12 protein-coding genes are annotated in these 25,269 nt (G+C 68.3%); 1 reads left to right on the top strand and 11 read right to left on the bottom strand.

Translation table 11 applies throughout. The features are described 5' to 3' along the window. Positions 1–22: 22 nt before the first annotated feature. From BDK92_RS31490 to BDK92_RS31465, 7 genes are all read right to left on the bottom strand, one after another. Complete coding sequence (locus BDK92_RS31490) at positions 23–931, bottom strand: helix-turn-helix domain-containing protein (RefSeq protein ID WP_121160014.1); 909 nt, start codon at positions 929–931, stop codon at positions 23–25. 130 nt (positions 932–1,061) lie between these two features. Beyond that, positions 1,062–2,174, bottom strand: a complete 1,113-nt coding sequence (locus BDK92_RS31485) for a 3-dehydroquinate synthase family protein (protein ID WP_121160013.1) — start codon at positions 2,172–2,174, stop codon at positions 1,062–1,064. Continuing rightward, on the bottom strand, positions 2,171–4,954 hold the full coding sequence (locus BDK92_RS31480; protein ID WP_121160012.1) for a helix-turn-helix transcriptional regulator: 2,784 nt from the start codon (positions 4,952–4,954) through the stop codon (positions 2,171–2,173). The genes BDK92_RS31485 and BDK92_RS31480 overlap by 4 nt, the downstream gene beginning before the upstream one ends. 53 nt (positions 4,955–5,007) lie before the next feature. Continuing rightward, positions 5,008–5,268, bottom strand: coding sequence for a hypothetical protein (locus BDK92_RS38645; RefSeq protein WP_147457183.1), 261 nt, complete (start codon positions 5,266–5,268; stop codon positions 5,008–5,010). A 14-nt stretch (positions 5,269–5,282) separates the two neighbouring features. After that, positions 5,283–5,987: an HAD-IA family hydrolase gene (locus BDK92_RS31475; RefSeq protein WP_121160011.1), complete on the bottom strand. Its 705-nt coding sequence runs from the start codon at positions 5,985–5,987 to the stop codon at positions 5,283–5,285. Between the two features lie 75 nt (positions 5,988–6,062). Next, entirely contained in the window at positions 6,063–7,232 is a 1,170-nt protein-coding gene (locus BDK92_RS31470; RefSeq protein WP_121160010.1) for a Gfo/Idh/MocA family protein, read from the bottom strand. After that, complete coding sequence (locus BDK92_RS31465; protein WP_121160009.1) at positions 7,229–8,401, bottom strand: aminotransferase class I/II-fold pyridoxal phosphate-dependent enzyme; 1,173 nt, start codon at positions 8,399–8,401, stop codon at positions 7,229–7,231. The genes BDK92_RS31470 and BDK92_RS31465 overlap by 4 nt, the downstream gene beginning before the upstream one ends. Before the next feature lie 602 nt (positions 8,402–9,003). Between BDK92_RS31465 and BDK92_RS31460 the strand changes: the two genes are divergently transcribed. After that, positions 9,004–9,441, top strand: a complete 438-nt coding sequence (locus tag BDK92_RS31460; protein WP_121160008.1) for a type II 3-dehydroquinate dehydratase — start codon at positions 9,004–9,006, stop codon at positions 9,439–9,441. A 49-nt stretch (positions 9,442–9,490) separates the two neighbouring features. On the opposite strand, the gene BDK92_RS31455 is transcribed toward BDK92_RS31460, so the two are convergent. The 4 genes from BDK92_RS31455 to BDK92_RS39890 form a co-directional block, all read right to left on the bottom strand. Next, entirely contained in the window at positions 9,491–10,378 is an 888-nt protein-coding gene (locus BDK92_RS31455) for an ROK family protein (RefSeq protein ID WP_121160007.1), read from the bottom strand. A 31-nt stretch (positions 10,379–10,409) separates the two neighbouring features. Further along, positions 10,410–11,456 (bottom strand): methyltransferase, encoded by a 1,047-nt coding sequence (locus tag BDK92_RS31450; RefSeq protein ID WP_170208752.1) that lies wholly within the window; start codon positions 11,454–11,456, stop codon positions 10,410–10,412. A 120-nt stretch (positions 11,457–11,576) separates the two neighbouring features. Then, positions 11,577–12,773 carry an FAD-dependent oxidoreductase gene (locus BDK92_RS31445; RefSeq protein ID WP_121160005.1) on the bottom strand — a complete coding sequence of 399 codons (1,197 nt, stop codon included), beginning with the start codon at positions 12,771–12,773 and terminating at the stop codon, positions 11,577–11,579. Continuing rightward, on the bottom strand, positions 12,770–25,261 hold the full coding sequence (locus tag BDK92_RS39890) for a type I polyketide synthase (protein ID WP_147457182.1): 12,492 nt from the start codon (positions 25,259–25,261) through the stop codon (positions 12,770–12,772). The genes BDK92_RS31445 and BDK92_RS39890 overlap by 4 nt, the downstream gene beginning before the upstream one ends. Between the last annotated feature and the right edge of the window lie 8 nt (positions 25,262–25,269).

The following is a 25,269-nucleotide window of genomic DNA, read 5'->3' as shown; positions in this document are numbered from 1 at the left end:
GTTCGATCTGACCGGGTGGTACTCAGCGATGCGCACGCATCGCGGCGATGAGCCAGGTGAAGGCGGGTACCGCCGCCGGTGGGGGCGTCTGCCCATTGATCAGGCTCAACAGTTCCCAATACCGTTCCACCCGTGGTTCCGCGACTGTTTCCAGCCATTTCAGGAGGTCGGCGACCTCCTCCTCGACGAGGTCCGCGGGGACGATCTGCCCCAGAATCCTCTTTCCCTCGGGTGACTCGGGCACGATTGCCTCGTCGACCGCCCGGCCCGCGTGCTCGAGCACAGCCGGTCGGATGTTGAGGCCGAACTCGAGCCGATTGTCAACCTCGCCGCTCAACACCAGACGGCGCACGGTCTGCTGAAAGTCCTCGTCCGCGACCAGCTCGGCCAGCTCCATCCAGGCGTCCACCTGATCCGAGGTCGGATCGTCCGGCAACGTCGGAGGTAGCTCGCGCATCCATCCGGCCACGACCGCCGCGTCCTGGTCCTCGACGCCGGCGAAGGCCCGGTCGACGAAGTCGTCGATGATCTGCTGCCGCTCTCGCGCGGACAGCCGGGCCAGCTTGTGCATCAGTGTCATCTCTCCCTCGGTGATCCCCCGTCTGGTGACGGCGCGGAGGATGGCACGGCGTAGCCGCAGGGTGCGGATCTCGGCGTCGAGCGCCTCGATGTGCACCTTCGCGACATCCACCAGCGTGGTCTGTCGCGACACGACCTGCTGTACGGCCTCCAGCCCGAGTCCCAGTTCGCGGAGCGTACGAACCAGGTCCAGGCGGGCGACCGCCTCCACGTCATAGAGCCGGTACCCACCCGGCGACCTCCCCGCCGGCGGTACTACACCGCTGTCGGACCAGAACCGGATGGTGCGCGCCTGTAGCCCCGTGCGACGCGCGAGCTGCCCGATCGTGTAGAGCTCCGTACCGCCGTCCATGTAACCAACCTGCACCTTCCACCTACTGGAGACTCAAGCGCTGGCGGTGGGCCACCACCGACACGATGTCCTCTGCCGCGTTTCACCCTCGGCCCAACGCTCGGACGGCTTCCCGGGAGACGTCCGAGCGTCACCAGCGGCGGTCTCGTACCGCCGCCCGAGGCGAGCTCTGGTCCGATCGCGGCATCGCCGCGAGGGTCTCTCGCACGAGATCCTCGGATACGTCGCGCACCAGCTCGGCCCCGTCCGGGCCGTCCAATACGAACGTGAAACCGCCTAGCGTCTTCTTGTCCCGCCGCATCAGGGTGAGGAGTTGTTCGGGTAGAACGTCCACGGGCAGGCAGGGCGAGAGTCCGTAGCCCTCGACCACCTCCCGGTGCTCGGCTACCCGCGCGTCGTCGATCCGGCCGAGCCTCCCGGCCAGGCGCCCGGCGAACACCGTCCCGATCGCCACCGCCTCACCGTGCCGCATTCGGTAGTCCGTCCCGCGCTCGAGAGCGTGACCGAGAGTGTGGCCGTAGTTCAACAGGTGCCGTGGGCCGTCGTCACGTTCGTCGCGGGCGACAATGGCCGCCTTGAGCCTGACGCTGGCCTCGATCTGCTCGATCAACGGCAGTGCGGCGAGGTTGGGGCACCCGATGAAGTGGGCCCGGGCGAGCTCACCGCAACCATTGACAAATTCCCGGTCCGGCAGCGTACGGAGGTAGTCGGTGTCGCACAGCACGGCCGCCGGCTGCCAGTAGGTCCCGACCAGGTTCTTGCCCGCCGGCAGGTTCACCGCCGTCTTCCCACCAACGCTGGCATCGACCTGCGCCAGCAGCGACGTTGGCAGATGCACGACCGGCACGCCGCGGTGGTACAGCGCGGCGGCGAGGCCAACCACATCGGTCGTCGTACCGCCGCCGCAGGAAACGACAGCGTCGTCACGGGTCAGCCCCGCCTCGGCGAACTGTTCGCAGAGCGCCGCGACCGCCGCCAGGGTCTTGCCCGCCTCACCATCCCGGATCTGGATGAATCGCGCGGGCACCCCCGGGTCGGGCACCCACTCCGGCGGCCGAGCCGACACGACTGCCACCCGGCTCGCGCCGAGCCTGGATATCACCGCCGCGAGTTCGTGCCGCGCCGCCGGTCCGATATGGACAAGGTACGTCCGGGCACCCAGCGGTACCTCGACGATCCGCTGCGCTGCGGGCACCGGGGATCCGGAGGCGTTCCCCACCGGATCCGGATCAGCACCGTTCATGCCGACGCCGCAACGTCGAACCGCAGCTCCTGTGGCAACTCGGTCCTGCGGCTCACCTTCAGTTTGCGGTAGGCACTGGTGAGGTGCTGCTCCACGGTGCTAACCGTGATGTGTAGTTTGCTCGCGATCTCGCGGTTCGTGTCCCCGACCGAGGCGAACGCGACAACCCGCCGCTCGGCTCCACTGAGAGCGGTGATGCTGCCACCGGCACGAACGGGACGGACATCCACCGGTCCGGTACATCCCTCCGGGTCCGTCAACTGCCTGCGCAGCGGTTCGGCCCGGCACTCCGTGGCCTGCTGGAGCGCTTGTGAGCCGATCACCTGCGCGTGTTTGAACTCGCCGAGTTCCTGATGTGCCTGGGCGAGGTCGGCCAGAGCCCGGGCCAGCTCCAGCCGATCACCGCAGGAGTGCAGCACATCGACTGCTCTCTTGAGCAGAGCCAGTCGTTTCTGTGGAATCTGAGCTGCGGCGAGCAGACGCAACGACATGCCTCGCGTACGTCCCTGGTTGCCGTTGGGGCGGACGAGTTGATCCTCGACGAGTTTCCGGGCCCGGGCGGGGTCAGCCCAGTGCAGATAGACCTCAGCGGCGCCGAGCCGCCATGGTACGAGCCCCGGATGGTCGATCCCCCACCTTGTCATCAGTTCGCCGCAGGTCAGGAAGTCGTCGAGTGCGGCGTCGGCGCTGTCGGTCGCCAGGTGGTAACGCCCTCGGGCATAGAGGTAGTGCAAACCAGCCGTGGTGTGGAGCATCGCCTCCAGCACCGGTTGGTTGAGCTGCTCACCGGCCTCCTTGTACTTTCCCATCGCCGTGTACGCGGAGACCTGGGTGGCGAGCGGCAGGCCGAGCGCGGTGCCCCAGCTGCGTAGCGGAAAGTAGGAAAGGGCCGTACTCGCGTGTCGTTGCGCGGTGAGGAGGTTGCCCCGTCGCAGGGCGAGTTCCGCGCGAACCGTCGCCAGCAGCGCCTGCCAGGTCGGTACGCGCCGGGCCACGGCCTCTCGGAACAGCGCCTCGCACCAGCGGGCCGCCCTTTCCGACTGCCCGGCCCAGACGAGCGTGAGCAGAATGGAGTGGATGAAGTCCACGGTGTGGTCGCCGAGCTGGATGCCACGCAGGATTCGCTCGGCCCCGCCCAGCGCTGTGTCGTCCTGCGCGCGCGTGAGCACGCCCACCAGCATCGCGGCCAGGTGCATCTGCTTGCCGGCCGCCGGTGGGATCAGTCGCCGGTCCACCTGCACCGGCGGGAGGTGCTGGGCTGCCACCGGATACGAGCAACGCAACCAGTCCCGGGTGGCGGCGAACATGCCCCTGGTGACCGGGTCCAGGTCGTCGACGGTCCCGGCGATCCGTTGGAGCACCTCAACGGCCTCGTCGTGCTGGCCGTGCCAAAGTTGGTACCGGGCGAGCGCGAGCGCGGACCGGGGCGAGAGACGATCCTCGCGCAACGCGGCGGCGAGTTCGGCAAAGTAGCGGGCGGCGGAGGACGGGTTCAGCCGCCACTCTGCCTGAGCGAGGGCTGACGCGATCTTGGCACGCTGTTCCTCGCCACCCCCCGACCGGTAGGCCAGTTCGAGGCTACGTACAGCCAGTTCGACCTCGCCCTCCGACAGGGCGTGTTCGGCGGCCTCGCACAGCACCGGCAGCATCCACGGTTCACCGACGTCCGCTGAGATCAACTGCCGGACCACCGTGATCGCCGACGCGCCGTCGTGGTGCAGTCGCTCGGCCGCCCGGCGCCGCAGGTCGCGGCACTGCTCGGGGCTCATGTCGTCGAGTACGACACCGGGAACGAGGGGATGGCGGAAACACCCGTCGGCAAGCAGGCCGACGGACTCGAGTTCGTCGAGCAGCCGTTGCGTGGTCGCGACCTCGAATCCGAGCAGACCACTGAGCAGACCAGGGTTGGCCGGGTCGCCGAGCACGGCGAGCCCACGGGCGAGTTCGAGCAGGGGCGGAGTGCTGCGGTGCAGACAGGTCAGCACGGCATGGCCGAAGGCGCGGCCGGCAGCCGGTTCGACGGACTGCCGCCGTGGTTGTCCCTCCTGGGCCGCCCGGTGGTCCTCCACCAACGCCCGAAGAAGCAACGGGTTGCCGCCGGTCGCCTGCCAGAACGCGACCGCGAGCGGGCCGTCCGACCAGTTCAACCGCTCGGCCAGCACCTGAGCCACACCTTGCTGCGACAGCATGGCCAGCCGCATGCTGTGGCAGTACGACTGGCGCAACAACTCGGTGTGGAAGATGGGTGGCGTCTGGAGCGCCTGGTCGTTCTCGCTGAGAACCATCATGATCCTCGCGGACCGGGAACGACGGATGAAGTACAGCAGGCACTCCAGTGACTCGGGGTCTGCGTACTGGATGTCGTCCACGAGCAGCAACAACGGCTGATCCTCGGAGTGGTTGAGAAGCGCGGCCCACGCCTCGTGCATCAGCTGGACCTGTTGCACCACCTCGGCGGACGAGCTCCCTTCGGGCCGTGGCACCAGTTTGATGTGCGACATCGTGGACGCGAGTCGCGCACCGGCTCCCAGTGGGAGCGCCGCGTCCTGCAGAAGTTGTGAGAGCAGGCTCAGCGGTACGCCCCGCTCGCCCCTCTCGGCAACCGCGCTGACCACCAGCACCCCACGCTCCGCCGCAGACTGGGCAAACGAGAGGAGCAGCTCACTCTTGCCGCTCGCGACCGCACCCTTGACCACCACCACCCGCCCCTGACCTGCGCCGGATTCGTCGAGCAGCCTCCTCAGATGACCCAACTCTTGCCCGCGTTCGACCAATGACATGAACAACCCCCGCGAAGTTCGTCAATGGGCCCACAATTCCCGCACAATTCAGACTATTTCAAGGTATCACTGTCTTCTACGACATGCAAGAGACTGCATGAACCCGCAAAATGCCAGGCCATGACCATTGCCGAGGAGCCCACACAGTAATAAATCCAGGCCCCGTTCAGCGCGACAAACATCTTCAGCAAAGCCGGCAGGCAATTACGACGAACGTATTTCCACCAGGTCGAGCGTACATATTCGTCGTCAATTCCCAGCCGTCCAACCGCGTCCGCCGACAGGTCGAGCTCGTGATGCTCCCACCCCGGCACGGCCGAGGATCTCCTCATCTCCCCACTCCCGACCGGCAGAGGGTCAGCAGGTCGGCAGGCCCTGTGAGAACGACATCCGGACCTGCCGCGCGCAGTTCGTCCTCGTCACCCTCGCCCCAGATCGCGGCGACCGCGGTGACACCGGCCGCCCGCGCGCTCGCCAGATCGGTCGGCGCGTCGCCAACCATGATCGCGGCGGACGGTTCGACCCCCAACCGGGTCAGCGCCGCCCGCACGATGTCCGGTGCGGGCTTGGGCCGCGGGACCTCGTCCGAACCGATGACGCACCCGAACATCGGCAGCAGGTCCAGGGTCGCGAGCAGAGATCGGGCCCGGGGGCCGCTCTTGCCTGTCGCAACCGCCAGTGCCAGATCACGCTCCCGCAGTGTCCGCAGCATCTGCGGGATGCCGTCGTAGACCGTGACCTGGTGTTCCAGCCGGTAACTCTCCCGCACGAATGGCTGCTCCATCGCGAGCGGCAGTCCCATCATCCGCATGATGTCCGGGAAGTACCGGCCCAGGTGACGGCTGTACTCCTCGAACGGCGCCGGCCCGTCACCGACCACCTCCGCGTAGGCGACGCTGAACGCCTCACGCATCACCTGGAAACTGTCCACCAGGACGCCGTCAAGATCGAATACGACCGCGCGCACGTCCCGCGCACGCTCAGGCGACGCGCCGGAGATCAGCTTCCCGGATGGTTCCACTTCGGCTCTCATCGGCAGACTTCCTCGCTCGGTGGCGGAAACAGGGCGGTAGGCCGAGGCGGGTCACGAAAGCGCGCACCGGCCCGGTCAGGTCGCATGGGCCACCCTGGCGTCGGACGATCCCTCGGCGACGACGGGCGCCGACCGGCCGTAGATCCTCTCCAGCGCATCGATCGCCCAGCCGGCCCTGATGATGGCGCGACCGGTGTTCCCGGGGTCCCGCAGCATTCCGGACAGGTCGTCCAGTTGCCGGCCGTACTCCGCGCCGACCGGTTCTTCGGGCAACGGTATTTGCGCACAGCGACCGCCCCGCGTGACGGTCAGCGTCGGTCGCGGCAGCCGGTTGGGGCTGAAACCGAAGGTGGTTCGCAGCACCGCCGTGCCGGCGCTGCCCTCCAGCGCGATACGGGTGACGTCGCACGCCTCGTGCGACGCCCAGCTCGTACGCAAGGAGATCCCGACCCCCTCGTCGGTGACCAGGAAGCCGTGCGCCGTGTCCTCGACGTCGAGCCCGACGTCGTCCAGATCGGCTGGCTTGTCCTTGCGCCACGCGGCCCGCCAGGACTGGTTGTTGATGAAGTGTGACGAGGTCGTGCCGATGGCCCGTCTGATCCCGGTGGTGCCGAGCAGCTCGGCACCGACATCGAGCAGGTGCGCGCCGAGGTCCACCAGTGCTCCCCCGCCCGCATACCGGCGCTGGGTGAACCAACCGCCGGCGGCCGGCACGCCGCGGGCGCGTACCCAGGCCAGCTCGACATGTTGCAGCCGTCCGATCGAGTTCTGCACCTGCCGCAGGGCACGCAGGTCCGCGCGGTACAGGGCCGCGCTGCCGGCCAGCAACATCGCCCCGCCGGTCTGTTCCGCCCGCGCCAACTCGAAGGCTTCCTGCGACGTGAGACAGACCGGCTTCTCCACGAACACTGCTATTCCCTTGACCAGCAGCCGGCAGGCCACCTCACAGTGCAGGTGATTCGGTACCGCCACGACCGCGAGATCGACCGTCGCCGGGTCCAGCTCACCGACGTCGGCGAGCACCGCCACCTCCGTCCCGAGCTCCTTCGTCGCGCGGGCGGACGGATCCGGGTCCACTACCGCGGTGAGCCGGAACGCGTCGCGCCCGCGCAGCAGCGGGAGCCAGATCTCCCGGGTAGCCCACCCCATGCCGACGACCGCCACCCGTACCGGCACCGGGTCGGCGTTCAGCCCGGCTGCGTCCAGCCCTCCTCCTCGCACAGGCGCGGAGCCGGTGGCACTCATCGCGGCGACGAGCCGAGCAGGTCGGCCAGGAGCGTCGCGACGGCGTGTATGGTCCGTTCGCTGGCGAGCAGAACCCGATGGTGCAGCCAGACGCAGTCCTGACTCACCGCCTCCGAAACAGGGCAGCGGGCGGCGATTTCCTCGGCCGTCTCGTCCGGCCTGGGGCCCTGCCAGAACCCGTCGGTGCGGTAAATGGCTCGGAACGCCGCGAAGGCGGGGACGCCCCGCGCGACCAGCTCGTCGACGAGAGCGTTGCGCCGGTCCTCGCCCCAGCCAGGCAGCCGGAACATGGCCATGTAGTGGGGGTTGACTTCGCAACGCTCGTCGCGACCCTGAGGGCGGACGCCGGGAATCTCGGCGAGCAGCCCACGGAGCAGACGCCATCGTCGCTCCCGCAGCTCGACCTGCTCGTCCAGTCGCATCAGCTGAGCCCGCAGGATGCTCGCCGAAAACTCGTTCAGCCGGTAGTTGGAGCCGCTGGTGCGGTGGAAGTAGCGACGATCCTCGCGCGGGCGCCCACAGCTATGGCGCAGGAACGCCGCCTCGAACAGGTCGTTGTCGGGCAGGAGGAGCGCACCGCCCTCCCCAGCGGTCATCAACTTGCCGTTCTGGAAGCTGAACGCCGCGATCGAGCCCAGTTCCCCGACCCGACTGCCGGACCACCGGGCGCCATGGGCATGCGCCGCATCCTGGATCACCTCGACGCCAGCGTCCGAGGCGAGCTTCGTCAACGCGTCCATGTCGGCGATCTGTCCCGCCATGTGCACCGGCATGATCGCCCGGGTGCGCGGGCTGATCGCGGCGGCGCAGGCGGCCACGTCGACGCAGTAGGTTTCCGGGTCGATGTCCACCGGAACGGCGACCGCCCCGAGCCGCTGCACCGCCAACGAGGAGGAGATGAACGTGAAGGCCGGCACGATCACCTCGGTGCCGGGCCCGACACCGAGGACCTCGAGGCCGAGTTCCAGGGCGTGGGTACCGTTCGTCACCGCGAGCGCGTGCGGCGCACCGTGGTACTCGGCGAACTCGCGCTCGAAGGAGTCCACCTCACTGCCGCCCATCCGCCACCACTGACCCTGTTCGAGAGCGCGGATCAGCCCGATACGCTCCGCGTCGTCAAATTGGGGCCACGCCGGGAATTCAAACTCCGCTTCAGGACGAGAATCCATGTTCCCCGTTCTCACTTCCCCTAATTGGAATACGTCGAACAACCTGGCCGAATGATCGAAGCCAGCACCGACAGGCGCCATGGCAAAATGAACATCGCTTAGGTGGACGTGAATTGACGCTAGCTTCGAGCGTCTGCTGGATCAACCCCTAGCCGGCCGGCCCGCAATCCAACCCCTACTCGTCCGGCTACCCCCGTAAGCCGCCCTGACCGGGGCGTGGCTGCGGCGAGGGCCAGCCCGCCCACGGTCGATCATCTGGTCGGGCCGGGCCCGTAACAGAATGGCAACTTCACGGACGCAGCCGCTGGCGAGGCCCCTGCTGGAAGACGATCGCGCGGAGTGACCTCCTTGCACGGCAGCGGCGCGGGGCCGCGTTCGGACACCCGTGCCCCGCGTGCGGCCCGCGACGACCGCGACGAGTGGGCCGCGCGGACCTCCGAGATTCCATGGGGACAACAGCGTTCCCAGGATTTCGCCGTGCCACCGCCGATTACCCCTAATTCACCTCGAGATCGCGATTTCCCGCCGCAAGGGCCTCGTCTTGTTGCCCTGCATTGACAATACTGCAACAACAGATGTCACATCGATCCGCGAGGTGAGTAATGGCCGAATTGCTGCTACTGAACGGACCCAATCTCGGCATTCTGGGGCGACGTGAGACCGAGATCTACGGCACCGACACACTGGCGGACATCGAGGCCGCCGTCGCGGAGGAGGTGTCCCACCGAGGCTGGAAGGTCGTCGCGGTCCAGCAGGACGGTGAGGGCGAGTTGGTCAGGGCCGTCCAGGGCGCGTACGACACGGTCGGCGCGATCGTGAATCCCGGTGCGCTGATGATCGCCGGGTGGAGTCTGCGGGACGCACTGGCCAACTACCCCGCTCCCTGGATCGAGGTGCACCTGTCGAACGTCTGGGCACGCGAGAAGTTCCGGCACGAGTCGGTGCTCGCCCCCCTCGCGTGCGGGGTGATCGCCGGGCTCGGTTCCCTGGGGTACCGTCTCGCGGCCCGCGCGCTGCTGGATCGGGTCGCCGGCAGCTAGGCGACCCCACCCGACCGCGAGCGCGGGGCCAGTCGAACGACTGGCCCCGTCAGGCGTCCCCCTTGGCGAGCAACACGGCACCGTACAGCGAGGAGAGTCCCTCGAGCGCGGCCGGCTTGACCGGCGTCTCGCTCCGCTCGGGACGCAACCCACCGGCCATTCGGGCCGCCACCGTGGCGGCGAACCCGGAGATCGGCGCCGCGAAGCCTCCACCAATCACGACCATGGACGGGTGCAGCAGCTCACAGACGTTGGCGACGGCGATCGCCAAGGCCGCACAGCTCTCGTCCACCGCCGCCGACGCCCACGACTCACCGCGACCGATGCCACGGACCAGGTCGGCGAAGCTCACGCCGCTGCCCCTCATACGCTGCGCGCGGGCCAGGGTGGCAGGGCCCGACGCCACGGCCTGCACGCAGCCCCTACGCCCGCAGGCACAACGGGGGCCAAGCCGGTCGATGGTCATGTGCCCGATCTCGAACGAGCCCCGCTCGGACCCGGGACACAACCGGTCGCCAAGCACCATCCCACCACCGATCCCGGTGCCGACACCGACATAGAGCAGGTCGGCCTGATTCATCGTTCGCGCCTCGGCCAGAGCGGCAAGATCACCGTCGTCGGCCCAGCACACGTCCGCACCGGGAAAGAGTGGTGCCAGGGCCTCACCGAGCCACAGTCCCTGCCAGTGCGGCCGATTCGGCCAGGCGAGTACCTGGCCGGATCGGCCGACGGTTGCGGGCATGGCGACACCGACCGAAATGACCGGCTCGTCGCAACGACGCAACAAATCCCGTACGCAACGGCCAAGCGCCTCGAGATCCTGGCCGACGCCGTCGGCGGACGGCCAACGAAGGAACGCCTCGTATTCGCCGTGGTGTTCGGTCAGCATGCGTAGCGCAACCTTGCTGCCTCCGACGTCGACGCCGAGGTAGGCCATCGGCTCCTCCTTCGGGCGGGCCGGCCGGACCTCAGGCGGGAAGCGCCTCGATCACGTGGAAGTTCGGGTGCTCGGGAATCGACACCACCTCTCCCAGCCGTAGCCCCGCATCGGTGAACAGCTTCCGGAACTCGTCGACCGTCCGTTCACGGCCGGAGTGGAACGCCATCATCTCCATGTCGCTCATGGCGAGCACCTTCAGCTCCATCGGATCGGTGACGCTTCCCCGATCCGGTACGACCGAGGTGAGAACGAGCACCTTCCCCCCGGGGTCGACCGCTTCCGCGCAGTTGCGCAGGATTCGCACCGACGCCTCGTCATCCCAGTCGTGCAGGATGTGCTTGAGCAGGTACGCGTCCGCCCCACCGGGAACCGACTCGAAGAAGTCGCCGACCCGCACGTCGCACCGGTCGGCAACGCCGGCGTTGGTGAGCACGTCCCGCGTCTGCCGCAGAGCCGGTTCGATGTCGTAGACAGTGCCGCGCGCGTGCTCCGTACCGGCCAGTACGGTCGCCAGCAGTGATCCGTCGCCACCACCGATGTCCACGATCGTCTTGAACGGCGAGAAGTCATAGTGGACCAGCACCGCCGGTGCGAGCATGGAGGTCGTCACCTTCATGGTGCCGTAGATCCGGGACGCCAGCCTCTGGTTGTGTCGGAGATGATCCCAGATCACCTCGCCGAACGCGTGGTGGAATCCGGTGTCGCCGTGCCGAACGGCCTCCTCCAGCGCCCCCCACGCCTGCCAGAGGGTGGGATCGCCACACATCAGCGCGGCACCGTGGACGGGGGTCGGAGTGTCCTTGCAGAAAAGCACGCCCAGCCCGGTCAACTCGAAGAGGTCATCGCCGGAATCGGTAAGTACGCCGAGCGCGGCCAGCGCCCGGAGCAGACGGTGCAGTGACGGCGGATGTGTCTCCGTGGCGACCGCGATGTCGTGCGCCGATTTCGCACCGTCCGTCAGCTGGTCCAGTACGCCGAGTCGTACCGCGGTCGTGACCACCTGGGAATAGGCGTGTCCGAAGAAGAGAGGGAAAATGTCTTCCAGTTTCGGCTGTTCGGATTGCGTGTCGGTCATTGGGTGCTTCCCCTTACGCGCTGAATCTCCGAGGTGTCGTTTCCACTTTCCCGTCAGCCATGGCGGCAGACAACCCCTACCACTGCGGACCCCTACCGGTATCCGGACCCGAAGGGTCATTCACCGCTCATTGAGATAATTACTCAGCCCCTTGATAATCGCGCTCTGGATCGCGGTGATGGAGACGCCCCGGCGGGAAAGTCTCAGCAGCGGTGGCGGGGTGCCGGTCTCCCGAACCCCCCGCGCCGCGTACCGATACAGCCGGCGGACCCGCCGCCGGCGAGCCCGCTCGTACTCCTTCAGGGCGGCAACCGGGTCGCTCCCGCCGTTTATCGCCCGAGTCAGTACCCACGCGTCCTCGAGCGCCTGGTTCGCCCCCATGCCGGCCCGGGGTGGGACCGCATGCAGCGCATCGCCCAGCAGGGTGATCCGGCCACGGCTCCAGCTCTCCGGGATACGGTGCAGCACGTGCGGAAAAATCGTGATGTCATCGTCGGTGATCACGTCCAGGAGCTGCGGCATGGGATCGGCGAAATCCGCGAATCTGGCCTTGAGATTCGCCGCAGGCGACATCTCGGCCTGACCGACCAGACGGGCCGCCACCCCGTCCGCCAGCGCGCCGGGCGGGCTGGACTCCCCTACTTTCCACGGCGTCTCGAAGGCCCAGTAGACCAGGTCGTCGCCGAGCGAGTGCATCACACACATCGCGCCCTTCGCGGTGAGCGTCTTGACCCGTCGGGAACCGGTGAGTTCGGTCCGCACCCTGGTCACACCGTGCCACGTGGCCCAACCCGTGTACGTTGCCCGGTCGTCGTCGCCCAGCAGGTGCCGCCGCACCCTGGACCCGAGTCCGTCCGCCCCGATCAGGATGTCAGCCTCGGCAGTACTGCCATCGGCGAACGACAGCGTCACCGGAGCGGACCCCCGGTCGGCCGACTCCCGGATCGCGACCAGCTGCCGCCCGAAGCGCAGACACCCGTCGGGCAGACTCTCACTCAACCGGCCGAGTAGCTGGGCCCGCAGGAACACGAGATTGGGTGCCCCGTACCGACGCGCGATGCGGTCCAGGTCCAACCGGATCAACTGCGAGTCGTCCGATGCGTGGATCGCGAGTTTGTCCAGCCGGTAGCCCATACCCGTGGTGTCGAATCCCATGTCGCGCAGGATGCCCGTACCACTCGGCCAAAGGATCAGACCGTACCCGCTGCTCGGCATTCGCTCGGCCTTCTCGAACACCGTGACGTCGTGCCCCGCCCTGGTCAGGGCGTAGGCAGAGGCGAGGCCACCGAGGCCGGCACCGATGATGACAATCCTCATGCTGTTAGCTCCTCCGTCAGGCTGGGCAACCAGTTGTGCACGACCTCGGCGGCCGCTTCAGCGTGCTCCTCCAGCAGAGTGAAATGATTGCCGGGTACGTCGAGGCCGACATGTGGCAGATCCCATCGGGCCTGCCAACCGTCGTGTTCGCCGGCCATCTCGAGCACCTCGTCCGACCAGGGCTCGCTGGCCCTGAGGAAAAGTGTCGGCACGCTGGTCGGTGACGGTTTCCAGTCGGCCATCAACCGGTGGTACGCACCCATCGCCGTGAGCCGGACGTCGTTGAGCAGGGTGAACTTGCTCTCCCGGTCCAGCATTTCCCTGGTGATCGATCCGTTGAGCCACCCGTATCCCAACGTCGGGGAGTAGCTGTCGATGAGAACGACCGCGGCCGGCGGCCGGCCCATCTGCTCGAGTCGGGTGGCTACGGCGTGCGCGATCCAGCCACCGGCGGAACGGCCGACCAGCACGAACGGCTCGTCACCGGCATAGCGCAGTGCGGCGGCCGCGTGCGTGCTCGCGAGCGCTGCCATGCTGGCCGGCAGCCGCTCGCCCTCGATGAACCCGGGTTGCGGAAGCACCGCGACGTCGCGGATGCCCCGGTAGTACCCGGCGAACTTGGCGTACTCGTGCGGCCCGGCCACCGGTGTCGCCGAGGGGAGACACAGCAGCCGCGGCACGGTCGCGCCGGTCGAGAGGCGGACCGGCTCGGGAGCGGCGTCCAGTCCCGCCGATTCGTCGAACATCGGCGACAGTTGCGCCGCGACCCGCAACATTTCCGAACCCTCGTCATATTTGCCGAGTTCACACGCGCGCCAGTAAAGCGACGCGACAGGGCCGAGCGAGTCCGGCTCGGCCGGCACCTGTTGCCCTTGGGTGTCGACCGGTCCGAGCCGCGAGCGGAGATATCCGGCCAGCGCGCCGACCGTGGGACGGTCGAAGACGACCCCTGTCGGCAGCCGTAGTCCGGTGGCCCGGCTCAGTCTGTTGCGCAGCTCCACCGCCGTGAGTGAGTCGAGTCCCAGTTCGAGGAAGGGCCGCTCGACCTCGATCCGGTCGGGCGCGGCATGTCCCAGCACGGTCGCGAGGTGACCGGCCACGACCTCGGCGACGATCGCCTCCCGCTCCGTCTCGGTGGCCGCGGCGGCGAGTTGGCCGGTGAGGCGGTCGTGTTCGCCCTCGGCCGCCGGCCCGGTCGCCGCTCGACGCCGCGCCGGCCGCACCAGTTCCCGAAGCAACGGTGGCACCTCGGCCCCGGTCCCACCCAACCCTGCGACGTCCAACCGCATCGGCAACACGACCGGGTCCGCCGCGTCCCACTGGGCGTCGAACAACGACAACGCCTCGGCGGACGAGAGCGGCTCCACGCCACCACGCGCGATCCTGCTCCGGTCGCCCTCGCTGAGCCGGGCGGTGATTCCGCTCTCCTGCGCCCACAGTCCCCAGGCGAGCGACTGTGCGGGCAGTCCCTGCCCACGGCGGTACGCGGCCAGCGCGTCGAGGAACACATTGGCCGCCGCGTAGTTCGCCTGTCCCGGGCTGCCGAGAATCCCGGCCGCGGAGGAGAACAGCACGAAGGCGGAGAGGTCCATCGCGCGGGTCAGCTCGTGCAGGTTGACTGCCGCGTCGAGCTTCGGCCGTAGGACGGCGTGCAGCCGTTCCGGGGTCAGCGACTCGATCACACCGTCGTCCACCACCCCTGCCGCGTGCATCACCGCCACCAGCGGACGCGTCCGTGGAATTCGCGCGAGCAGCCTGGCGAGGTCGTCCCGGTCTGCCACGTCGCAGGACACGACCTGTACGTCGGCGCCGAGGTCGGTCAACTCGGCCACCAACTCCGCGGCGCCATCGCCGTCCGAGCCGCGGCGGCTGACCAGTAACAGGTGCCGGGCACCGTGGACGGTGACCAGGTGCCGCGCGAGCAGACCACCGAGGGTGCCCGTACCACCGGTGATCAACACCGTACCCGAGACGTCCCAGGTCGCCGGCAGGGTCAGCACGATCTTGCCGATGTGGTTCGCCTGGCCCATGAACCGGAACGCCTCCCCGGCCCGCCGCACGTCCCAGCTCGAGGTCGGCGGTGGCCGGAGCACCCCGGTGTCGATCAGCGTCACCACCTCGGCCAGGATCTGGCCGAGCCGCTCGGGGCCCGCCTCGGTCAGCTCGAACGTTCGGTAGGACACCCCGGGGTGACGGGCGACGACCTCGTCCGGATCACGAACGTCGGACTTGCCCATTTCCACGAACCGCCCCGCCGGTCCCATCAGTCGCAACGACGCGTCGACCATTTCGCCAGCGAGGGAGTCCAGCACCACGTCGAGACCACGGCCACCGGCCGCCGTGGCGAACCGTTCCTCGAACCCGGTGTCACGGGAAGAGGCGATATGTTCGTCGTCGAGGCCGAGCGCCCGCAACGCGTCCCACTTCCGCGGGCTCGCCGTCGCGAACACCTCCGCGCCGAGATGCGCGGCCAACTGCACCGCGGCCATACCGACGCCACCGGCACCGGCATGCACCAGCACCGACTCGCCGGGCTTCAGGCCGGCGAGGTCGCACAACCCGAAGTAGGCGGTCAGAAAGGCCACCGGCACCGACGCGGCGCGAACGAACGACCAGCCGTCGGGGATCCGCACCAGCAGCCGGTGGTCGGTCACCGCCAGGGGACCGAAGGCGCCCGGCAGCAGTCCCATCACCCGGTCGCCGGGCACGCAGCTCGTCACGTCGGGGCCCGTCGCGACGACGTACCCCGCCCCCTCCAGCCCCATCAGGCCGGCGTCGCCCGGGTACTGCCCGAGCACGTTCAGGACATCGCGGAAGTTCAGGCCGGCCGCGCGCACCGCCACCCGTACCTGTCCCGGCCCCAACGGCTCCAGGACCTGCGGACACGGCACCACGGCGAGGCCGTCGAGGGTTCCCACGGCACCGACGTCCATCCGCCACGCCGTGCCTGCTGGTGGGGCGAGGACGCCCGCGCCGGTGCCGCGCGACAGCCGAGGAGCGAACAGTCGGCCCAGCCGGATCGCGAGCTGGGGTTCGTCGGCCGCCAGGACCGTCCCGACGAGGTTGGTCGGGAGTACGGTTCCGCGCGGGTCGCCGTCCACGATGACAATTCGTCCCGGGTGTTCCGACTGCACCGACCGCACCAGGCCCCAGACGGGTGCCGCCACCGGGTCGGTGACCCTCGAGCCGGCGCCCGCGTCGACGGCGCCCTGGGTGAGCACGACCAGCCGGGACGCCGCGAATCGCTCATCCGCCACCCATGCGCGGATCAGTGCGAGACAGTGTCCGGCGGTTTCGTGCGCGCCCGCGACGTCGAGGAATTCCCCGGTGAATTCGCTGACCCATCGCACCAGGACGGCGTCGGGTACCGGCATACCCGAATCGACCGTCGCGCCGAGCGTGGCGAGATCGGGGTACGAACGTACCTCCGGGTCAAACGGACCGTCGCCCAGCCCGACGGCGGTCGTGGCCTGCGGCGGCGACGCCGGAAGTTCGGTCCACTCGAGCTCGAACAGCGCGTCGGACCGCACTGGTCGGACTTCCGGCGCGACGGCCGGAGCGGGCCGCAGGACCAGTTCGGCCACCGCCAGTACCGGCTTCCCGAGCGGGTCGGCGACCTCCAGCGACACCGCCCCGGCTGTTGCCGACGTGATCCGCGCCCGGACCGCGGTCGGCCCCGACGCCCACAGCCGTACGCCCGACCACGCGAAGGGGACCCGGGCGGCCTCCGGGTCGTCACCAAGATGCCGGTAGCCGGTCGCGTGCAACACCGCGTCGAACAGCGCGGGATGGATGCCGAACTCCTCGGCGTCGTCGGTGGCGGATTCCGGGAGTGCCACCTCGGCGAACACCTCGTCGTCGCGCCGCCAGACCGCTCGTAGACCCCGGAAGGTCGGACCGTAGTCAAAGCCCGCACGGGCGCAGTCCTCGTACAGACCGTCAACGTCGAGCCGCCGCGCCCCCGCTGGCGGCCACTGCCCCAGATCGAACCGGCTCGCCTCACCGTCGCCGCGCTCAAGCACCCCGTCCGCGTGCCGCGTCCACGGCTCGTCCGTACCTCGGTTCTCGATGCGGGAGTAGATCTCCAGTGACCGGCTCCCGGACTCGTCGGGGAGCCCGACCTGAACCTGGACAGCCACGTCCGCATCATGCGGAAGCAGCAGCGGGGCGTGCAGGGTCAGTTCCCGCACCACATCGCAGCCCACCTCGTCGCCGGCACGCATCGCCAGGTCGACGAACGCGGTGCCGGGCAACAGACGCCTGCCCGAGACCACGTGCTCGGCGAGCCATGGCTGCGCCCGCCTCGACAGTCGCCCGGTCAGCAGCAGCCTGTCGGATCCCGCGAGCGTGACGACTTCGTTCAGCAGCGGATGACCGAGGGCTCCCCGGCCAGCGTCGACCGGTGGCACGGATTCCAACCAGTAGCGCCGGTGCTGGAAGGCGTACGTCGGCAGTTCCACGACCCGCGCCCGGTCCGGGACCAGCGCCCGCCAGTCGGGACCGTGTCCACGTACGTGCAGCTCCGCCACGGCTGTCAACGCCCACCGGTCCTCCGTCTGCCCCTTGCGGACCATCGGCACCACCCCAACCTTCGGGTCGGAGCCGGACTCGGTCAGGCACTCGGCGACCATCGGCGCCAGCACGGCGTCCGGCCCGAGTTCCACGACCACGTCGACGCCGGCGGCGAGCAGGGTCGAGATTCCGTCGGCGAAGCGCACCGGCTCGCGTACCTGCCGCACCCAGTAGTCCACCGAGCGCATCTCGTCCGCGCCGAGCTGCTGACCGGTGGTGGTGGAGACGATCGTCAGCTCGGCCGGTTGGAACATCAACCGCTCGACCGTACGCCGGAACTCGGCAAGCATCGGCTCCATCCGGTACGAGTGGAAGGCGTGGCTGACGGCGAGTCGCTTGCTCCGGCTGCCGCGCTCCCGCAGCGCCTCCGCGACGAGGGTGATCGCCTCCTCGTCCCCGGAGAGCACCACGGACGACGGGGCGTTGACCGCCGCGATTGTCACGCCATCGCTCAGCAGTGGCGTGATGTCCGCCTCCGACGCCTGCACCGCGAGCATCGCGCCCCCAGGGGGCAGCGCCCGCATGAGTCCGCCCCTGGCGGCGACGAGCGCGCACGCGTCCGGCAGTGACAGCACACCGGCGAGATGTGCGGCGGCGATCTCGCCGATCGAGTGCCCGAGCAGCAAATCGGGTCGGACCGCCCAGGACTCGAGCAGGCGGAACATCGCCACCTCGAAGGCAAAGAGCGCCGCCTGGGTGAACAGGGTGTCGTCCAGCAGCGCCCGGTGCGCCGGGTCCGTACCGAACATGACCTCCCGTAGGGGTCGCTCGGCGCCGGCCGTGGCGAGACGCGGGTCCAGCTCGTCGCACACGGCGTCGAGCGCGGTCGCGAACGCTGGGAAGCGCTGGTGCAGCTCGCGGCCCATAGCCGAACGCTGGGCACCTTGCCCGGAGAAGACGAACGCCACCTTCCCGGGGGTGGTCGGGACGACTCCCTCGATCACCCCGGCGTCCCGGTGGCCCTCCGCCAGCGACGCCAGACCGCCGGTCAGCTCGTCCACACCGTCGCCCAACACCACCGCCCGGTACCGGAACGCGGTCCGTGTCGTCGCGAGCGCGAGCCCGACGTCTGCCGCACCCGGCACCGGCTGTCGGTCGAGGTACGCCCCCAGACGCCGGGCCTGGTCACGAACCGCCTGCGGATTCTTGCCCGACAGGGTCCATGCGACCGGCCCGGAGTCCGTCTCCTCCGCCGTCTCGGGTGCCTGCTCGGGTGCCTGCTCGAGAATCACGTGCGCGTTTGTGCCGCTGATACCGAACGACGACACACCCGCCCGACGTGGCCGATCCACCACCGGCCAATCACACAACTCACGAACCAACTCCACCCCACCCGACGACCAATCCACCTCCGGCGTCGGAACATCCACATGCAACGTCGAAGGCACCACCCCACGCCCCAACGCCAACACCATCTTCATCACACCAGCCACACCAGCAGCCGCCTGCGTATGACCAATATTCGACTTCACCGAACCCAACAACAACGGACCACCAACACGACCCCGCCCATACGTCGCCAACAACGCCTGAGCCTCAATCGGATCCCCCAACCGAGTCCCCGTACCATGCGCCTCCACCACATCCACATCCGACACCGACAAACCCGCCGACAACAACGCCCGCCGAATCACCCGCTGCTGCGACGGACCATTAGGCGCCGTCAAACCATTCGACGCACCATCCTGATTCACCGCCGAACCCCGCACCACCGCCAACACCCGACGACCACCCCGCACCGCATCCGACAAACGCTCCACCACCAACACACCCACACCCTCAGCCCACCCCGTACCATCCGCCGCACCCGCGAACGCCTTACACCGCCCATCCACCGCCAACCCACGCTGCCGACTGAACCCCGTGAACGTCATCGGCGTAGCCATCACCGTCACACCACCGACCAAAGCCAGATCACACTCACCCTGCCGCAACGCCTGCGCCGCCAGATGCAACGCCACCAACGACGACGAACACGCCGTATCCACCGTCACCGCCGGCCCCTCCAGACCGAACGCGTACGACACCCGACCCGAAGCGATACTCGCCGCGTTACCGGTGAGCAGATATCCTTCGATCTCTTTGGATGCTCTGTGCGGGCGAGTGGCATAGTCCTGGTTACTCGTGCCGGTGAACACACCGGTCTGGCTGCCCTTGAGCGTCGACGGGTCGATGCCGGCCCGCTCGAACGCCTCCCACGACGTCTCCAACAGCAACCGCTGCTGCGGATCCATCGCCACCGCCTCACGCGGCGAGATACCGAAGAACTCCGCGTCGAAGTCACCCACGTTGTCGAGGAAGCCACCGAACCTCGTGTAGCTGGTACCCGCCGCTTCCGCATCCTCGTCGAGCAATGCCCCGAGATCCCAACCCCGATCCTCGGGGAACTCCGACACACCGTCCGCACCACGGGCCAGCAGGTCCCACAGATCTTCCGGGGAACTGACCCCGCCCGGGAAACGGCAGGCCATTCCCACGATCGCGATCGGGTCACCGGCCTGCACATCCGACGACGTCGGCGCCTCCATGTCGATTGCGCCGATCAGTTCCGCGCGGACGTACTCGGCGAGCGACGCTGGCGTGGGATGGTCGAAGATGAGCGTGGCCGGCAGGCGCAGCCCGGTCACCTGACCGAGCCGATTACGAAGGTCGATGGCGGTCAGTGAGTCGAAGCCCAGTTCCCTGAACGCCCTGTCCCGATCGACCGCGTCCGCACCGGCGTACCCCAGTACGGCAGCGACCTGCGCCGCTACCAGATCGGCGACGATCAGCCGTTGCTCCCCGACGTCCGCCCCGGCCAGTCGTCGCATCAGGTCCGTTTCGGCGTTCACGGGTGCCGCCGCTGCCGCCACAACGGCCCGCCGCGCCGGCACCAGGCCCCGCAGCAAGGCCGGGACCTCGCCGCGTGTTCGTCGCAGCGGCGCCAGGTCCAGATGCATCGGCACCATCAGCGGGCGGTCATACGCAAGCGCCGCGTCGAAGAGGGCGAGACCCTGGTCCGTCGACATCGGCAGGAGGCCGCCGCTGTTGATCCGGCGCAGGTGCGAGTCGGTCAGTTTCTCCGTCATGCCACTGGTTTCGGCCCACCAGCCCCAGGCCAGCGAGTGGGCCGGCAGACCCTGCGCCCGTCGCTGGGCGGCCAGCGCGTCCAGGAAGACGTTGCCCGCCGCGTAGTTCGCCTGACCGGCGCCGCCGAACACCCCAGAGGTCGAAGAGAACAGTACGAACGCCGACAGATCAAGATCACGAGTCAGCTCGTGCAGATGCCACGCCGCGTCGACCTTCGGGCCGAGCACCGCGGTGAGCCGTGACGTGGTCAGTGACTCGACCAGGCCGTCGTCGGTGACCCCGGCGGTGTGTACGACCGCCTTCAGCGGGCGGTCAGCCGGGATACCGGCCAGGATCGCGGCAGCGGACGGTCGATCGGCCAGGTCGCACGCGACCACCGTGACGGTGGCACCCAGGCCAACCAGTTCGGCCTCGAGTTCCGCAGCTCCCGGCGCGGCCGGACCTCGGCGGCTCACCAGCATCAGGTGCCGAACACCGTGCTGCGCGACCAGGTGCCGGGCAAGCGCCGCACCCAACGTACCGGTGCCACCGCTGACCAGGACCGTACCGTCGGCGTCCCATCGCACCGTGCCGGGCGACGCCGGCAGGCGCACGAGTCGGGGCGCGTGCATCCGGCCGCCGCGCCGCGCGAGTTGTGGCTCGTCGGGCACGAGCAGCTCGGCGATCCCGACCGCTTCCTCGTCGGGATCGAGATCGAGCAGGACCAGCCGACCGGGGTGCTCCGACTGCGCCGAGCGCACCAGGCCCCACACCGGTGCCAGCGTGACCTCAGGCGCCTCGGCACCGACGGACACCGCGCCGCGGGTGACCAGCACCAGTCGCGTACCGGAGAGACGCTCATCGGCCAGGAACTCCCGCAACAGGGCGAGGGCCCGTTGGGTGGTCTCGTGTGCGGCCGGTACCACCCCGTCGCTGGGCGCGTCGACCGTGGCGATCACCGTCCGGACAGGCGCTCTGCCAGCTGCGACGGCCGCTGCCAGCGTCTGCAGGTCCGGGTAGCACCCGTCGGCCGTCCCAGCGGCGGGCAGTACCGCAGCGACAGGGCCGACGAACGCGGCGGCCAGCTCAACCGGGTGACCGTCAACGGGGGTCCAGTCGACGCCGTACAGCGAATTGTCACGTTCCCTCTGGGCGCCGTCGACGGGTGCCTCGGTCACCGGGCGCAGCACCAGGGAACCCACGGCAGCGATGGCGTTTCCCGCGACGTCTGCCACCACCGCCGACACACCACCCGCCGGGGCAGGCGCCAGCCGGGCGCGTACGAACGAGGCCCCGGACGCCCACAACTGCACGTTCGACCAGGTGAAGGGCAACCAACCAGGCACGGTGGGGTCGACGAACCCGCCGTAGCCGACCCCCTGCAGGACGGCGTCGAGAAGCGCCGGATGCAGCCCGAACCTGGTGGCCTCGTCGGCTGCGGATTCCGGCAACCGGGCCTCCACGAACAGGTCACCGTCGCGCCGCCAGGCCGCTTGCAGCCCTTGGAACAGGGGGCCGTAGTCAAAGCCGGCCGCACCGGCCCGCTCGTAAAGTTCGCTGACGTCGACAGAGGTGGCGCCGGGCGGCGGCCAGGTGGCCAGATCCGACGACGGCCGCGGGTCGCCACCATCAACAAGTACGCCGACGGCGTGCCGAGTCCATGGCTCATCCGGATCAGCCTGGTCGGGGCGGGAGAAGAGGGTCAGTGATCGGCGTCCGGAGTCGTCGGGGGCGGCGAGATGGACCTGTAGTTGGACGGCGCCGTGCTCGGGCAGGACCAGCGGCGCTTGCAGAGTCAACTCCTCCACCAGAGAGCAGCCAACCTGGTCCCCCGCCCACATGGCCAATTCGAGGAAACCGGTGCCGGGAAAGTAGATCGATCCCATGACCCGGTGCTCGGCCAGCCAGGGGTGTGACCGGATGGAGACGCGACTGGTGAACAACATGCCCTTGGCTTCGGCGACGGCGAGCGCCGCACCCAGAAGCGGATGGTCGGCCGCTCCCAGTCCAGCCGCTGAAACGTCACCGGGTGCCGATCCGACCGCGTCCACCCAGTATCGGCGTCGTTGGAAGGCATACGTCGGAAGCTCGACCACACGACCACCCGAACCAGCGAACACCGCCTTCCAATCCGGACGATGCCCCGCCAAATCCAACTCACCCAACGCCATCAACGCATGAACATCATCAACCCGACCCCGCCGCAACACCGACACCACCCGAACACCCGAACCACCAACACACTCCTCCACCATCGGCGACAACACCGCATCCGGACCCAACTCCAAAAACGTCTCAACACCACACTCCCTCAAACACGCCACACCATCCGCAAACCGCACCGTCCCCCGCACCTGACGCACCCAATAATCCACCGACGCCAACTCCTGCCCCGACGCCACCCGCCCCGTCACATTCGACACCAACGGCACCACCGGAACACCAAACTCCAACCCACCCAACACCTCAGCAAAACCCGCCAACATCGGCTCCATCAAAGGCGAATGAAACGCCCGAGAAACCCGCAACCACCGAACCCGAACACCCCGCCCCACCAACACATCCACAACCTCACCCAACGCCTCCCGCTCCCCCGACAACACCACCGACAACGGCCCATTAACCGCCGCCACCCCCACCCGCCCCTCCCACCCAGCCACCAACGACAACACATCCCCCTCACCCAAACCCACCGCCACCATCGCCCCACCCGCCACCAACCCCTGCATCAACAACCCACGAGCCGCCACCAACCGACACGCATCCGACAACGAAAAAACCCCCGCCACATGAGCCGCCACCACCTCACCCACCGAATGCCCCAACAAAAAGTCCGGCACCACACCCCACGACTCCAACAACCGAAACAACGCCACCTCAACCGCAAACAACCCCGCCTGCGAAAAAACCGTCTCATCCAACAAACCACCCACCCCACCACCCAACCCAAAAACAACATCCCGCACCGAACACCCAAACCCACCACCACCCAAAAAACCATCCAACAACACACACACCTCATCAAAAACACCAGCAAAAACCGGAAAACGCTCATACAAAACCCGCCCCATACCCACCCGCTGCGCACCCTGCCCAGAAAAAACAAACCCCACCAAACCCCCAACACCCGCCACCCCACCACCCACCACACCCACACCACCCACACCCGAAACCACCGCATCCAACCCCGCCAACAACTCATCCCGCCCCGAACCCACCACCACCGCCCGACAACCAAAACCCGACCGCGACGACACCAACGACACCGCCACATCCACCGGCCGCAACCCCGGCCGCTCCACCACAAAATCCCGCAACCGACCCGCCTGCGCCCGCAACGCCCCCACCGACTTCCCCGACACCACCCACCCCACCGGCCCACAACCCAAACCCGAACCCGACTCGAGCTCCGAACCCGAACCCGACTCCAAACCCGGCTCCGGCTCCGGCTCCGGCTCCGGCGAATCAACCCCGCCAACCAACACCGGAGCCTGCTCCAAAATCACATGCGCATTCGTCCCACTCACACCAAACGACGACACCCCCGCCCGACGCGGCCGACCCACCACCGGCCAATCACACAACTCACGAACCAACTCCACCCCACCCGACGACCAATCCACCTCCGGCGTCGGAACATCCACATGCAACGTCGAAGGCACCACCCCACGCCCCAACGCCAACACCATCTTCATCACACCAGCCACACCAGCAGCCGCCTGCGTATGACCAATATTCGACTTCACCGAACCCAACAACAACGGACCACCAACACGACCCCGCCCATACGTCGCCAACAACGCCTGAGCCTCAATCGGATCCCCCAACCGAGTCCCCGTACCATGCGCCTCCACCACATCCACATCCGACACCGACAAACCCGCCGACAACAACGCCCGCCGAATCACCCGCTGCTGCGACGGACCATTAGGCGCCGTCAAACCATTCGACGCACCATCCTGATTCACCGCCGAACCCCGCACCACCGCCAACACCCGACGACCACCCCGCACCGCATCCGACAAACGCTCCACCACCAACACACCCACACCCTCAGCCCACCCCGTACCATCCGCCGCACCCGCAAACGCCTTACACCGCCCATCCACCGCCAACCCACGCTGCCGACTGAATTCCATGAAGACACCTGGCGTCGACAACAGACCGATGCCACCGACAAGTGCGAGCGAACACTCGTCCTGCCGCAACGCCTGCGCGGCCAGATGCAACGCCACCAACGACGACGAACACGCCGTATCCACCGTCACCGCCGGCCCCTCCAGACCGAACGCGTACGACACCCGACCCGACACCACGCTCGCCGCGTTACCGGTGAGCAGATATCCCGCGAGCCCTTCGAGCGCCTGGCCGGGCCGCGTGGCGTAGTCCTGGCCACTGGTGCCGGCGAATACGGCGGTACGGCTTCCCCGCAGTGTCAACGGGTCGATCCCCGCCCGCTCGAACGCCTCCCACGACGTCTCCAGGAACAGCCGCTGCCTCGGGTCCATGCCCAACGCCTCGCGCGGTGAGATACCGAAGAACTCCGCGTCGAAATCCGCCACACCCTCGACAAAGCCGCCCGACCGCGTGTAGGTCTTGCCCGGCCGGTCCGGGTCCTCGTCGAACAACCCGTCCAGATCCCAACCCCGGTCCGTCGGAAAGTCGGAGATACTGTCCCGGCCCTCGACCAACTGCTGCCACAACTTCTCGGGGGTGTTCACCCCACCCGGGAACCGGCAGCTCATACCGACGATCGCAATCGGCTCGCTGGCCGCGTCGAGAAGCTGCTTGTTGCTCTCCCTGAGCCGGGTGACCTCCTTCAACGAGCCGCGCAGAGCCTCGACGATTTCTTCGGTGGACGCGTCCATGGGTTCTC

The sequence above is a fragment of the Micromonospora pisi genome (assembly GCF_003633685.1).
Taxonomy (GTDB): Bacteria; Actinomycetota; Actinomycetes; order Mycobacteriales; family Micromonosporaceae; genus Micromonospora_G; species Micromonospora_G pisi.
The sequence above is the reverse complement of the archived record's forward strand: the minus strand, read 5'-3'. Positions and strand labels throughout refer to the sequence as shown.

What these genes read in the sequence shown, in the direction of transcription:
- BDK92_RS31470 (WP_121160010.1), bottom strand. Translation starts at nt 7,232, where the DNA reads ATGAGTGCCACCGGCTCCGCGCCTGTGCGAGGAGGAGGGCTGGACGCA.
- BDK92_RS31465 (WP_121160009.1), bottom strand. Translation starts at nt 8,401, where the DNA reads ATGGATTCTCGTCCTGAAGCGGAGTTTGAATTCCCGGCGTGGCCCCAA.
- BDK92_RS39890 (WP_147457182.1), bottom strand. Translation starts at nt 25,261, where the DNA reads ATGGACGCGTCCACCGAAGAAATCGTCGAGGCTCTGCGCGGCTCGTTG.
- BDK92_RS31475 (WP_121160011.1), bottom strand. Translation starts at nt 5,987, where the DNA reads ATGAGAGCCGAAGTGGAACCATCCGGGAAGCTGATCTCCGGCGCGTCG.
- BDK92_RS31485 (WP_121160013.1), bottom strand. Translation starts at nt 2,174, where the DNA reads ATGAACGGTGCTGATCCGGATCCGGTGGGGAACGCCTCCGGATCCCCG.
- BDK92_RS31450 (WP_170208752.1), bottom strand. Translation starts at nt 11,456, where the DNA reads ATGACCGACACGCAATCCGAACAGCCGAAACTGGAAGACATTTTCCCT.
- BDK92_RS31480 (WP_121160012.1), bottom strand. Translation starts at nt 4,954, where the DNA reads ATGTCATTGGTCGAACGCGGGCAAGAGTTGGGTCATCTGAGGAGGCTG.
- BDK92_RS31490 (WP_121160014.1), bottom strand. Translation starts at nt 931, where the DNA reads ATGGACGGCGGTACGGAGCTCTACACGATCGGGCAGCTCGCGCGTCGC.
- BDK92_RS31445 (WP_121160005.1), bottom strand. Translation starts at nt 12,773, where the DNA reads ATGAGGATTGTCATCATCGGTGCCGGCCTCGGTGGCCTCGCCTCTGCC.
- BDK92_RS31460 (WP_121160008.1), top strand. Translation starts at nt 9,004, where the DNA reads ATGGCCGAATTGCTGCTACTGAACGGACCCAATCTCGGCATTCTGGGG.
- BDK92_RS31455 (WP_121160007.1), bottom strand. Translation starts at nt 10,378, where the DNA reads ATGGCCTACCTCGGCGTCGACGTCGGAGGCAGCAAGGTTGCGCTACGC.